The 12,470-nt window shown below is 63.3% G+C and carries 16 protein-coding genes and 1 pseudogene; 1 reads left to right on the top strand and 16 read right to left on the bottom strand.

The features are described 5' to 3' along the window. Positions 1-111: 111 nt before the first annotated feature. Genes rplI through rpsF form a run of 4 tightly spaced genes read right to left on the bottom strand, consistent with a single transcriptional unit; the run spans position 112 to position 1,606 of the window. Positions 112-564 (bottom strand): 50S ribosomal protein L9, encoded by a 453-nt coding sequence (gene rplI / locus AC07PE_RS02160; RefSeq protein WP_258845624.1) that lies wholly within the window; start codon positions 562-564, stop codon positions 112-114. Positions 565-597: 33 nt separating this feature from the next. Beyond that, positions 598-888, bottom strand: a complete 291-nt coding sequence (gene rpsR, locus AC07PE_RS02165) for a 30S ribosomal protein S18 (RefSeq protein WP_056332995.1) — start codon at positions 886-888, stop codon at positions 598-600. Positions 889-908: 20 nt separating this feature from the next. After that, positions 909-1,193, bottom strand: coding sequence for a primosomal replication protein N (gene priB, locus AC07PE_RS02170; protein WP_498761151.1), 285 nt, complete (start codon positions 1,191-1,193; stop codon positions 909-911). A gap of 29 nt (positions 1,194-1,222) precedes the next feature. Continuing rightward, the gene (gene rpsF, locus AC07PE_RS02175) at positions 1,223-1,606 is read right to left on the bottom strand and encodes a 30S ribosomal protein S6 (protein ID WP_036232978.1); all 384 of its coding nucleotides are present in this window, start codon (positions 1,604-1,606) and stop codon (positions 1,223-1,225) included. A 280-nt stretch (positions 1,607-1,886) separates the two neighbouring features. On the opposite strand from rpsF, the gene lexA reads away from it, so the two are divergent. Further along, a complete protein-coding gene (lexA, locus tag AC07PE_RS02180; protein WP_498761153.1) occupies positions 1,887-2,528 on the top strand; it encodes a transcriptional repressor LexA in 642 nt (213 codons plus the stop codon). A gap of 73 nt (positions 2,529-2,601) precedes the next feature. On the opposite strand, the gene AC07PE_RS02185 is transcribed toward lexA, so the two are convergent. The 12 genes and pseudogenes from AC07PE_RS02185 to AC07PE_RS02240 all read right to left on the bottom strand — a co-directional run bounded on the left by AC07PE_RS02185 (position 2,602) and on the right by AC07PE_RS02240 (position 12,446). After that, positions 2,602-3,357: a tetratricopeptide repeat protein gene (locus AC07PE_RS02185; RefSeq protein ID WP_498761155.1), complete on the bottom strand. Its 756-nt coding sequence runs from the start codon at positions 3,355-3,357 to the stop codon at positions 2,602-2,604. Positions 3,358-3,420: 63 nt separating this feature from the next. Continuing rightward, positions 3,421-4,044: pseudogene (locus tag AC07PE_RS02190) on the bottom strand (hypothetical protein); the annotation flags it as partial. 33 nt (positions 4,045-4,077) lie between these two features. Then, positions 4,078-4,203, bottom strand: coding sequence for a hypothetical protein (locus tag AC07PE_RS02195; protein WP_498761157.1), 126 nt, complete (start codon positions 4,201-4,203; stop codon positions 4,078-4,080). Positions 4,204-4,275: 72 nt separating this feature from the next. Continuing rightward, positions 4,276-5,514, bottom strand: coding sequence for a cystathionine gamma-synthase family protein (locus AC07PE_RS02200; RefSeq protein ID WP_498761159.1), 1,239 nt, complete (start codon positions 5,512-5,514; stop codon positions 4,276-4,278). 48 nt (positions 5,515-5,562) lie between these two features. Beyond that, entirely contained in the window at positions 5,563-7,086 is a 1,524-nt protein-coding gene (gene purF, locus AC07PE_RS02205; RefSeq protein WP_498761161.1) for an amidophosphoribosyltransferase, read from the bottom strand. A 9-nt stretch (positions 7,087-7,095) separates the two neighbouring features. Continuing rightward, positions 7,096-7,584: a CvpA family protein gene (locus AC07PE_RS02210; RefSeq protein WP_498761163.1), complete on the bottom strand. Its 489-nt coding sequence runs from the start codon at positions 7,582-7,584 to the stop codon at positions 7,096-7,098. Between the two features lie 4 nt (positions 7,585-7,588). Beyond that, positions 7,589-8,599 carry an SPOR domain-containing protein gene (locus tag AC07PE_RS02215; RefSeq protein ID WP_498761165.1) on the bottom strand — a complete coding sequence of 337 codons (1,011 nt, stop codon included), beginning with the start codon at positions 8,597-8,599 and terminating at the stop codon, positions 7,589-7,591. 11 nt (positions 8,600-8,610) lie between these two features. After that, positions 8,611-9,903, bottom strand: a complete 1,293-nt coding sequence (folC, locus tag AC07PE_RS02220; protein ID WP_498761166.1) for a bifunctional tetrahydrofolate synthase/dihydrofolate synthase — start codon at positions 9,901-9,903, stop codon at positions 8,611-8,613. A gap of 73 nt (positions 9,904-9,976) precedes the next feature. Then, positions 9,977-10,849: an acetyl-CoA carboxylase, carboxyltransferase subunit beta gene (accD, locus tag AC07PE_RS02225; protein ID WP_498761168.1), complete on the bottom strand. Its 873-nt coding sequence runs from the start codon at positions 10,847-10,849 to the stop codon at positions 9,977-9,979. Between the two features lie 132 nt (positions 10,850-10,981). Continuing rightward, a complete protein-coding gene (locus AC07PE_RS02230) occupies positions 10,982-11,374 on the bottom strand; it encodes an ASCH domain-containing protein (protein WP_498761170.1) in 393 nt (130 codons plus the stop codon). Next, a complete protein-coding gene (locus tag AC07PE_RS02235) occupies positions 11,371-12,174 on the bottom strand; it encodes a DUF6624 domain-containing protein (protein ID WP_498761171.1) in 804 nt (267 codons plus the stop codon). The genes AC07PE_RS02230 and AC07PE_RS02235 overlap by 4 nt, the downstream gene beginning before the upstream one ends. Further along, positions 12,174-12,446, bottom strand: coding sequence for a hypothetical protein (locus AC07PE_RS02240; protein WP_498761173.1), 273 nt, complete (start codon positions 12,444-12,446; stop codon positions 12,174-12,176). The genes AC07PE_RS02235 and AC07PE_RS02240 overlap by 1 nt, the downstream gene beginning before the upstream one ends. Between the last annotated feature and the right edge of the window lie 24 nt (positions 12,447-12,470).

A 12,470-nucleotide genomic window follows, 5' to 3' on the forward strand; every position in this document is an offset into this window, starting at 1 on the left:
GCGGAAGGAGGTCTGGTTGAGAAGCGCAGCTGTACGAACAGTACAGCCGGTCCGCCGTAGCGGAGCATCGCAAACCGGACCTACGACGCGCAGTAGGTTCCTCGAAGCTTCTTAGGCAGCTTCGCCCACGACTGCCACGGTCACGTCGACGACGACGTCGGTGTGCAGAGCGACGGCAACCGGGTGCTCGCCGGTGGTCTTCAGCGGGCCGGTCGGCATGCGGACGTTGGCCTTCTCGACGGCGAAACCTTGCTTGCTCAGGGCTTCAGCGATGTCGAAGTTGGTCACGGAACCGAACAGACGGCCATCGACGCCAGCTTTCTGGGCGATGGTGATGGTCATGCCGTTCAGCTTCTCGCCCTGGCCTTGTGCGGCTGCCAGCTTCTCGGCGGCTGCCTTTTCCAGTTCGGCGCGCTTGACTTCGAACTCGGCCACGGCCGATTCGGTTGCACGGCGGGCTTTCTTTTGCGGGATCAGGAAGTTACGTGCGTAACCGTCCTTGACCTTGACCACGTCGCCCAGGTTGCCGACGTTGACGACTTTTTCCAGCAGGATGACTTGCATATTATTCTCCAGTATACGTGTCGTGACCGACGATTAAGCGTTGTGCAGGTCGGTGTACGGCAGCAGGGCCAGGTAGCGGGCGCGCTTGATGGCGGTGTCCACTTGGCGCTGGTAGTGCGCCTTGGTACCGGTCAGGCGTGCCGGCATGATCTTGCCGTTTTCCTGGACGAAGTCCTTCAGGGTGTCGACGTCTTTGTAGTCAACCTGTTCCACGTTTGCTGCGGTGAAGCGGCAGAATTTCTTACGCTTGAACAGCGGGTTCTGCTGTTTGCGCTTCAGTTTTTCCTTGGCCTTGTTTTTGTCGAACTTTTTACCGAATGCCATTTTTGGCTCCTGTATCTAATCTAAATGAATTCAATGATGTGAAACACCAGGGCTTTGCTGTTGCGGTTCTTCCTCGCGAGGAAGCCCTTGAACTGGTACACGGCACCAAGTTCGGCATCGGCAAACCGGCCTGAAATATCTCCCGCGGCAAGCGCGGCGATTTCAAACTCGACCTGCCTGGCAATCCCTGCCTCCAGCTGCTGCGATCCATGTAACAGGATGCCGCTGACGATGGGGATGCCGGCCGGGGTATACCGCAAGGTATCGCGTTCCGCGATGCTTGCGACCAGCAACAGCTCGTTCACTGCCCTCTGCGCTTCACTTTCCGAAGAAATTAAGCGGCTGCGGCCGGAGCGGCTGCCTGCTCGGCGCGATGGCTCTTGGCTGCGTCTTCGCGCTGGACCGATTTCATCATCGGCGACGGTGCGGTTTCGGCCTTCTTCATCTTGACGGTCAGGTGACGCAGCACGGCATCATTGAATTTGAATGCGGTTTCCAGCTCGACCAGGGTCTCGTTGTCGCACTCGATGTTCATGCAGATGTAGTGTGCCTTCGGCAGCTTCTGGATCTGGTAAGCCATTTGACGGCGGCCCCAGTCTTCGACGCGGTGGATGTTACCGCCGCGCGAGGTGACGGTGGTCTTGTAGCGCTCGATCATCGCCGGGACCTGCTCGCTCTGGTCCGGGTGGACGATAAACACGATTTCATAATGACGCATGCAACACTCCTTAAGGACGTTTAAACAAATGCCCACCTCGGCGTCAAGACGAGTGTGGGAAGGGAAAGCCCGACATTATAACCGCAAAAACGTCAAGAGCTCAATCACCATCTGCGGTGCCCGCCAGCTTGCCCGCTTGCCCTGTTGTTATCGGCTGTGCCCGCCAAGCAAAAAAAAGCGGCAAAAGCGACGGATTCCCCTTGCGCCCGGCGCAATACTGTACAAAAATACAGGGTGTCGGGTGTCGCTCGAGACGCTCCTTTACTTACACCTATCGAACATGCTTAAGCTCACCGCACGGCAAGAACAGATCCTCAACCTGATCAAGGAAGCCATCGACAATACCGGCTTTCCGCCCACCCGCGCCGAAATCGCGCAGGAGCTTGGCTTCCGCTCGGCCAACGCCGCCGAGGAACACCTGCAAGCCCTAGCGCGCAAGGGCGCGATCGAAATTTCTCCCGGCACCTCGCGCGGCATCCGCCTGGTCGGCGCGGCGGCGGACACCGTCCCCGTACCGGTCGTCCCGGCTGCCCTGCTGATGTCGCTGCCGCTGGTCGGCCGCGTCGCCGCCGGTTCGCCCATCCTGGCCCAGGAACACGTCGAGACCACCTACTCGGTGGACCCGGCCATGTTCTCGGCCAAGCCCGACTTCCTGCTGAAGGTAAAAGGCTGGTCGATGCGCGATGCCGGCATCTGCGATGGCGACTTCCTGGCTGTCAAGAAAGTGGATTCAGCCAAGAACGGCCAGATCGTGGTTGCCCGCATCGGCGATGAAGTCACCGTCAAGCGCTACCGCAAGAACGGCGCCACCATCGAACTGCTGCCGGAAAACCCGGACTTCTCCGTGATCACGGTCGATCCGCACAGCGACGAGTTCGCGCTGGAAGGCCTGGCTGTCGGCCTTCTGCGGTCGTGGCACTAAGCCGGCACTAAGCTGGCACTAAGCACCTCTCTTCAGACGCCCGGTCTTGCACCGGGCGTTCCTGACATCTTCCCTACAGGTTTCCGCGGTTCTGGCGCCGCTCTTCGAGCTCGTGCTGGCGTTCCGGCGTCGGCGTGCTGTTGACGATGTTGTTGTGCTCCTTGATCCAGGCGTCGGTGGCATCCCGCCATGCGCCGAAATCGGCCACCACCAGCTTGCCCTTGACCCGCACAGTTTCCGCGAGATTCTCGATCACCTGATTCAGGTGCTTGCCGGCGTTTTCGATCTCGGGCTTGGTCATCAGCTTGACGATGTCGGCGGGGATCAGCTTGGTGCCTGGATTGGCGTCGACGAGCGCCTGGACCAGGGCGTTATGGCAATCTTGCCATGCTTTCATGTTGGCCCAGATCCGGTCGATCTCCTCGTTCTGCTTGGAGACGGACGGGAAGCGCGGCACAGGGCAGCGGTACTGGCCGGTGCGGAATTCGGAACCGTCGTACTGGGTGATCCAGTAGTCGATGTCCTTGCGGCGCTCCACGCGCTTGGCGATCAGCTCGAGTGAAGCGATGGCGCTGGGATTGCCCTTGGCGGCCGCCTTGCGGAACCAGGCCTCGGCCTGGGCTTCGTCGATGGTTCCTGCCTCTCCATAAAAATACATTTCGCCCACGTGCTGCTGGGCCGTCACATTGCCGGCGTTCGCCAGCTTGGTGTATTTCTGCAGGGCTTCGGGATAAGCCTTTTTGGCGAACAGGGCGTCCGCATTGGCCAGCTCATCGGCGCAGGCGCCGCCGGCCGCCAGCAGGGCCACGCAAAACAGGAGAGTCTTCATGGAAACAGGGCTGTGAAAAAGGAAATTCATCATACCCGCACAGCCCTGCCAGCTCAACCCGACTCACTTTTTCATGACGCTGGGCGAGGCGTTATTAAACTTGCGGTTGTTTTCCTCGAATTGCCTGTTCTCGGCTTCTATCAGCATTTTGTTCGACGCCTGCTTTGAATTCGCGGCAAGGACGAACTCATTGGTCGCCTTGTGCCAGGCGTCACGCTCCGAGCTGAAGCTCAGCGCATCGTTCTGGCGGCGGGTGATGACGGCAACCGTTGTATCGTCGACGTGGGCAATCGCCTGCTCCGCTTCGCGCGGGCTCATCAGCTGCAGGACGTCGGCCGGAATGCGCTTGTTGGCCGGCGGCAGCTGGTTGACCCCGGCGACGAAGTCGTTGTAGCAGGTTTCCCAATTCGCGATGGCTTCGCTGACGGCCTTGATTTCGGCATTGGTCTTGGACACGGCCGGGATCGTCGGCATGGGACAGGCGTATTTGCCCGACACCAGGTCTTCGCCCTTGTAGCCACTGGTCCAGTAAGCGAGATCGGCGGCGCGCTGCTCGCGCTTCTGCAGGACGGCCAGCGCCTCCTTGGCGCCGTTGTGGCCGCTTGCCGCAGCTTTCTGCAGCAGACTCTGCGACTTGGCCATGTCGACGGCGGTACCGTCGCCATACCAGTACATCTCGCCCAGCCGGAACTGTGCTTCGGTATTGCCGGCATTGGCGAGCTAGGTATACATCGGGAATGCCTTGCCGTAATCCTTCGCCCGCAAGGCTTTTTCCGCGTCACCCAGGTCGTCGGCGAAGGCCGCGCCGGCCGCCAGCATCAGCAGGGTAAATACAAGTCGTTTCATCGTCTCTCCTCACTGGATACAGATATGTAGGTAAGACGATGATAGATGTGTGATTACTTTATGACAATGCAATCAGGGTAATGCCGATCGGAAATCTTCCACCAGATCGGGGGTATCTTCGATGCCCACCGACACCCGGATCAGCGACTCGGCAATGCCCATGCTGGCGCGGCGCTCCTGGCCCATCTCGAAGAAGATCGTGTGCGCGACCGGAATCACCAGGGTGCGCGTATCGCCCAGGTTCGATGCCGGAATCGCGATCTTGAGGCGGTTCAGGTAGTCGAAGCAGTCGATGCCCTCTTTCAGCTCGAAGCTGAACAGCGAGCCGTAGGCGCGGAACAGATCGGTAGCCAGGCCGTGCTGCGGGTGCGAGGCCAGACCCGGGTAGTGGACCGCAGCCACGCGCTCGTCCGCTTCCAGCATCCGGGCCAGCGCCAGCGCGTTGGCGCTGGTGCGGTCCATGCGCAGCGCCAGGGTCTCGGCGCCGACGGCGATGTGGTGGGCGGCTTCCGGCGCCAGCGAGGCGCCGAAGTCGCGCAGGGATTTCGCGCGCAGCTGGGCCATGCCCTGGGCGCTTGCCGCCTGCTTGCGGAAGTTCGCGGCGATGTTCGGATACGTGCTCCAGTCGAACAGGCCGGTATCGGTCAGGGCGCCGCCGAGGGCCATGCCATGGCCGCCGATCGACTTGGTCAGCGAATTGACCACCAGGCCGGCGCCCACCGCTTTCGGACGGAACAGCCAGGGCGTGGTCATGGTGTTGTCGACCACGTAGAGGATGCCGCGCTCGCGGCACAGCTGGCCGATGCGCGCCAGGTCCGCGATCTGGGTGCGCGGGTTGGCGATGGTCTCGACGAACACCAGGCGCGTGTTGTCCTGCAGCGCGGCTTCGACCTTGGCGACGTCCGTGGCGTCGACGAAGGACACCTCGGTGCCCTGCCCCGCCACCGTATTCCACAGGCTGTTGGTATTCCCGAAGAGGAAGGAGGACGAGACGACATGGTCGCCATCCTTCAGCAGCGCCTGGGCCAGCGCGCCGATCGCCGCCATGCCGGTGCCGAAGCACAGGGTGGCCACGCCATCTTCCATCTTGCTGATCTTGTCTTCCAGCGCGGCGACCGTCGGGTTGCCCTGGCGGCCGTAGCGGAAGCCCGGCTCCTTGCCCTGGAAGACCGAGGCCAGCTGGCGCGCATCGCCGTAGCCGAAGGCCACCGAGGTGTGGATGGGCTTGTGCAGCGAGCCCTGCTCGATGGGTTTGCGGCGGTCGTTGTGAAGGATGGTGGTGGTGAAGCCGTAGTTGTTCTTGTCGCTCATGTTCGTACCGTACAAATGAAAACGGGCGCCAGAGCGCCCGCGCAGGAATTATTCAGCCGCTACCGGCGGGTTCAGATTCAGCTGGGTCCGCACCAGGTCCTCGGACGACTTGCCCGAGCTTTTGTGGCGATGGCTCTCCAGCTTGTCCAGGTACTCCGGCGAGATGTCGCCGGTGATGTAGACGCCGTCGAAGCAGGACGCCTCCACGCTGGTCAGCGCCGGGTTCACGTCCATGATCGACTTCTTCAGCGCCTCGATGTCCTGGTAGACCAGGCGGTCGGCCGTGATCTCGCGGCAGACTTCCTCGACGGTGCGGCCGTGGGCGATCAGCTCGTCGCGGGTCGGCATGTCGATGCCGTACACGTTCGGGTACAGCACCGGCGGCGCGGCCGAGGCGAAGAACACCTTGCGGGCCCCGGCTTCGCGCGCCATCTGCACGATCTCGCGGCTGGTGGTGCCGCGCACGATCGAGTCGTCGACCAGCAGCACGTTCTTGTCCTTGAACTCGGACGCGATCGCATTCAGCTTCTGGCGCACCGACTTCTTGCGCATGCCCTGGCCCGGCATGATGAAGGTGCGGCCGATGTAGCGGTTCTTGATGAAGCCTTCGCGGTACTCGACGCCGAGCTTGAGCGCCAGCTGGATAGCGGCCGGGCGCGAGGAATCCGGGATCGGCATCACGACGTCGATTTCCTCGACCGGGATCTCCTGGCGGATCTTGTCGGCCAGGTACTCGCCCATGCGCAGGCGGGTCGCGTAGACCGAAGCGCCGTCGATGACCGAGTCCGGACGCGCCAGGTACACGTATTCGAAGGCGCAGGGATTCAGCGACGGGTTCTCGGCGCACTGGCGCGCATGCAGCTGGCTGGCGTCGTCGATGAAGACCGCCTCGCCCGGCGCGATGTCGCGCACGAAGCGGAAGCCGAGGCCCTCGAGCGCCACCGATTCGCTGGCGACCAGGTATTCCGGACCGTTCTCGGTTTCGTTCACGCCCAGGCACAGCGGACGGATGCCGAAGGGGTCGCGGAAGGCCAGCAGGCCGTGGCCGGCGATCTGCGCGATCACGGCATAGGCGCCGCGCACGCGCTTGTGGACCATGGCGACCGCCTTGAACACGGCTTCCGGATCGAGCGAATAGCCGTTGGCGGCGGTCTGGATCTCGTGCGCCAGCACGTTCAGCAGCACTTCCGAATCGGAGCCCGTGTTGACGTGGCGGCGGTCGATGCGGAACAGCTCGTCCTTCAGTTGTTCCTGGTTGGTCAGGTTGCCGTTGTGCGCCAGGGTGATGCCGAAGGGCGCGTTGACGTAGAACGGCTGCGCTTCCTCTTCGCTGGACGAACCGGCGGTCGGGTAGCGGCAGTGGCCGATACCGGAATTGCCCTGCAGCGAACGCATGTTACGGGTGCGGAACACGTCGCGCACCAGGCCGTTGGCCTTGTACATCGAGAACATGCTGCTGTGGTTGGTTGCGATACCGGCCGCATCCTGGCCGCGGTGCTGCAGCAGCAGCAATGCGTCATACAGCAACTGGTTGACGGGGGCTTGCGAGACGACGCCGACGATGCCACACATGGAGTGCTCCTAAAACTGAACGTGCTGCGCAAAGGCAGCGGGCAAAAAAGGCTTGACTGTGCGCGCCCCGGTTTCCGCCATGGGAGAGAGCAACGCGTTTTTCCAGAAATCTTGTTGGGGGATGGAAGTCATTCCACACAATATGACGCCAGCCAGCACGATTACAATGCCCCGGCCGAGTCCGAACAGGCCGCCGAGTCCGCGGTCGGCCAGCGACAGGCCGGTGGCCTCGATCAGGGCGCCGATCGCCAGCGCCAGCAGACCCATCAGTACTCGCACGCCGAGGAACAGTGCGATGAAGGCAACGATCAGCCTGAGCGACTCGCCCGGAATCACCGATGGTAGCATGGGCGCCAGTTTCGCGCCGAAGGCGTTCGCCACCACGAAGGCCGCAACCCAGCCCACCAGGGACAGGATTTCCTTCACCAGCCCACGCATGGTGCTGATGACGACCGACGAGATCAGGATGAACAGGACGATGTAATCGAAAATCGTCACGGCTTCAAGCGGGGGTCTGGAAGCCCGACAGGCCGATGCGGCCCAGCTTGGCGCGCACTTTCTCGGCTTCTTCCTTGCTGAGCGGACCGATCTTAACTTTGACCAGTTCGCCGGATTTTTGCGTGTACGAGCTGATGCCGGCGCCTTGCAGCTTGGCCTGCAGTTCGGCGGCCTTTTCCTGGCTCGACATGGCGGCCACCTGCAACACGACCTTCTGCGAAGCGGCTTCGGCGGGCTTCTCGGCCTTGTCGGCCTTCCCTTCGAGGATGGCCAGCGCGCGCGACTCGTCGTGCGGCTTGGCCGGCTTGTCTTCACTCTTCGGCTTGACCGGTTTCTCGGCCTTGTCGGCCTTGTCGGTCTTGTCCGCCAGCTTGTGCTCGGCCTTGCTGTCCGCCTTGTGATCCGGCTTGGTCTCGGGCTTGTGTTCCGGCTTGGGCTCCGCCTTGGGTTTCGGCGCTTCCAGCTTGTGTTCGGGCTTCGGCAGGTCGATCGCGGCCGGCGGCTTCGCGCTGGCCACGACGGCGGGCGCTTTGGCGGCAGGCCTGGCCACCGTCGTCACGCTCGGCTCATCCCTCAACACTTCCTCGCCCTTGTCGACGCTGTCTTCGGCTGCCACGGCCTTCACGCCGCGGGCGGCTTCGGCAGCCGGCGCAGCGGAAGGCTCGGCTGGCACCGGCAGCGGCGCCGCCTTGTCCTTGGCCGGGATCTGGATCGCGATGTCGCCGGCAAGCGGCTTGGGCTGGGAATCGAGCAGCATCGGCAGGCCGACCGCGGCCGCCAGCGCCAGCGCGATAGCACCCACCAGGCGGCGGCGCGCGCGCTTCTTCTCGGGCAGCAGCGGGTCGTTGCCGGTGCCGCGGCCGCGCGTGCTGCCGGCGACAGCGCCCGCGCTCGAGGCGCGCTTGGAACGGGCGCGCTCGCCGAGGGGGGCGTCGTCGTCCTTGCTGTAGAAACGGCCGCTGTCCTCGGCAGCGCGGCCTTGCTTGTTTTTACCGAAGAACGAGAACAAGCCCATGCGTTGTCAGGTCAATGAAGAGAGGATTTACGGGCCGCCATCACGCCGGCCACGGTATAGAAGGAGCCAAAGACCACTATTCTATCATCCTGTCCGGCGCGGCTAGTTGCATCCTGGAAGGCGGCGCCCGGATCGGCGAAAGTCGTCACCGAAAATTCGTCCGGTTTGGCCCCTGCGGGCTTCTTCGCTTCGAGCTTCTTCGCGAGTTCGTCGGGATTCGCCGAGCGCGGCGACGGCAACGCCGCCACGCACCAGTGATCCACGTAAGGCGCCATGTGCTCGATGACGGCGTCGATGTCCTTGTCCTGCATGATGCCGAACACCGCATAGGTGAAGCGGTGGAAGCCCATGTTGCTGAGGTTCTGGGCCAGGGTCGCCGCGGCGTGCGGGTTGTGGGCCACGTCCAGCACCGTGGTCGGACGGCCTGCCAGTACCTGGAAGCGTCCCGGCAGCTCGACCATCGCCAGGCCGGCGCGTACTTCCTGGGCGCCCACCGGCAGCCGCAGGCGCAGCACTTCGAGCGCGGCCAGCGCGGCCGAGGCGTTCAGCAGCTGGTTCGCGCCCCGCAGGGCCGGATAGGCCAGCGAGTTGCGGCGCTGCGAACGGCCGCCGTAGGCCCACTGCTGCTTGTCGCCCTGGTAGTTGAAGTCGCGGCCGATCAGCCACAGATCGGCTTTGACGTCTTCGGCATGTTTGATGAGAGAGGCCGGCGGCTGCGGATCGCTGCAGATTGCCGGCTTGCCCGGCCTGAAGATGCCGGCCTTCTCGAAGCCGATCTCTTCGCGCGTGTCGCCCAGGTAGTCCTTGTGGTCGATGTCGATGCTGGTGACGATGGAGACGTCGGCGTCGATCACGTTGACCGCATCCAGGCGTCCGCCCAGGCCGACTTCGAGGATCGCGACGTCGATCTCGCTGGTCGACAGCAGCTGGCAGATCGCCAGCGTGGTGAACTCGAAATAGGTCAGGTCGATGTCGCCGCGCGCGTTCTCGACCACGTCGAAGGCGGAGACCAGGGCTTCGTCGCTGGCCATCTCGCCGTTGATGCGGGCGCGCTCGTTAAAGTCGAGGAAGTGCGGCTTGATGTACAGGCCCGTGCGGTAGCCCGACTGCAGCAGCATCGCTTCCAGCATGGCGCAGGTGGAGCCCTTGCCGTTGGTGCCGGCGACCATGATCACGGGGCAGGAGAAGGCCAGGTTCAGGCGCTCCTTGACGGCGCGGACGCGGTCCAGGCCCATGTCGATATGGGTCTCGGCATGGCGCGACTCGAGCAGCGCCAGCCAGTCGGGCAAGGTGGTGGGGAGCATAGGTATGAGAGGGCGGAAAGGCGGCAAAGGGCGGCTGGAACAGCATCCCTTTTGCCGCCCTTTATTCGATGGATTAAGCGAGAACGTCGGCCGGCTGGCTTTGCAGCAGGGCCAGCAGGCGCGCGATTTCTTCGCGCATCTTGCGGCGGTCGACGATCATGTCGACGGCGCCCTTCTGGACCAGGAACTCGGCGCGCTGGAAGCCTTCCGGCAGCTTTTCGCGCACGGTGTTCTCGATTACGCGCGGACCGGCAAAGCCGATCAGGGCCTTCGGCTCGGCGATCACGACGTCGCCCATGAAGGCGAACGAAGCGGACACGCCGCCCATGGTCGGATCGGTCAGCACGCTAATGAAAGGCAGCTTCTTTTCGGAGAGCTTGGTCAGCATCGCGGTGGTCTTCGCCATCTGCAGCAGCGACAGCAGGCCTTCCTGCATACGTGCGCCGCCGGTGGCGGTAATGCAGATGAAGGGCACCTTCTGCTCCAGGGCCACCTGGGCGCCGCGCGCGAAACGCTCGCCGACCACGGAACCCATCGAGCCGCCCATGAATTCGAATTCGAAGCAGGCGACGACCACCGGCAGGCTCATGATCGAGCCGCCTTGCACGATCAGGGCGTCGGTTTCGCCGGTCGCTTCCATGGCCTGCTTGAGACGGTCCGGATACTTCTTGCTGTCCTTGAACTTCAGGGTGTCGACCGGCAGCGCGTCCTGGCCGATCTCATAGCGGCCGCCTTCGTCCAGCAGCGCGTCGAGGCGCGCGCGGGCGCGGATGCGCATGTGATGGCTGCACTTCGGGCACACGTGCAGGTTGGACTCGAGGTCGGTCCGGTACAGCACCGCTTCGCAGGACGGGCACTTGACCCACAGGCCCTCGGGCATCGTCTGTTTTTTGGCGGCATCGGAGCGCTGGATCCGTGGGGGCAGCAGTTTTTCCAACCAACTCATGTGTTCTCCTTTGCGGCTATTCAGAATTGGCGGTAGTGTAGCCGGTCAAGTCCCTCTTGTCGAATGCTTGCTCTAATTCTTTTGCCATTTGGACAAGCTTGAAAGCCAGGCCAGATGCGGCTTTCACGCCTATCAAGGCTGAATGGCTTCGACCAGCTCGAAATGCAAGGTAACGAATTCGAAATTGTCGTGCAGCTGGTATTGCGGCAGGCAGGCTATGTGGACTTGCTGGAATTCGCGGGCGCTGGCGAAGCCCTCGCCCCGCCACACGTCCTCGGGAATATCGCCGAAACGGATGGTCTGCACCTTGGTGGCGCGGATCAGGCAGCGCAGACGCTGTTTCAGGTCGTAGACTTCGATCAGGTCGCCGGCCGCGTAGCTGCCGTCGCCGTATTCGCCGTAGGGCTTGTAGTAGTCCTCGACGGTGTCGGCGGTGACGGTCTTGCGGCCTTCGATCACGGCGCGCGGCAGGCTGTCGTCGTCTTCGTCGGCACCCCAGAAGGTCAGGCGTTTCAGGCGGCTCATTGTTCGAAGTGCTTCAGGTATTGCGCCAGCGGCTCCAGGCCCATCGCCGCGCGGCGCCCGTCGACGTGCTCTCGGTCGGCGATCGGATGCAGCGCAGGCTTGCTGCCCGTACTCCAGCGCAGCTGGCTGCCGTAGATCTGCGGCTTGTCGTCGTTCATGAGGTCGCGGTCCACCGACAGCGCCAGCTGGCTGGGCACCATCTCGCCCTTCTCCACCGCCGCCTTCATCAGCGGCACGCAGCGCTTCAGGAAGGCCGGCGAGGCGTGCTGGGCGATCAGCCAGGCACTGCTAGCCGCCTCGTGCCCGACCATCGAGATGCCGGGCCAGCCCTTCGCCTCGAGGATGGCGCCCAGGCGCTGCTCACGCCTGGCGTCTTCCTCGTTCATGCGCTTGATGAGTTCGGGGTCGATCGTGCCGTTGACGTTCGGACGGACGGCCTGGTCCTGCTTGCCCAGCGCGATCAGCTCGGCCGCCAGTTCCGGCTCCGGGACCCTGGCCGGATAGAGCAGGAAGTCAAGGTCGCCGAAGGTCTTCGGGTCCCAGACCGTCTTCGGCGCGGCGTCCCAGCCCGGCGCCTTCAGGCGCAGCCGGAACACGCCGACATCCGGCAGCACGATGCGGTAGCGGCCGTGCTCGACCTTGCCGACGATCGCAGGCAGATTGTCCTGGCGGTCGCCGAACATCTCGATCGATGGCGGCAGCGTGCCGCTCGCGCTGCGGATGGCGCCGGACAATTCGACCGCGAACGCGGGCGCGGCGAGCATCCACGCGATGACCGCGAAGCCGGCGGCTTTGCGCATCAGTCTTCTCCGCGCTCGGCGAGGGTGAACTCGATGCCGCCCATCAGGCCGGCGATGCCGTTATAAATCCAGGCGCCGATGAAAGTGAAGATAAAGCCGAAAATGGCGTACAGCAGGGGCATCCACCAGAGCATGCCCCACTGCACCGGCTGGTGCGCGAGCAGCATCGGCACGGCTGCCATCAGCATCATGGGAAGCGAAATGACCAGGTAAAGCACGGCCATCACTTTTGAGGTCTGCAGTTTCGAAACGTGGACGATCTGGGTTTTCATGTCGACATGACTTTAGTTGCACTG

Source organism: Telluria sp. GW821-FHT07G12, assembly GCF_059418525.1.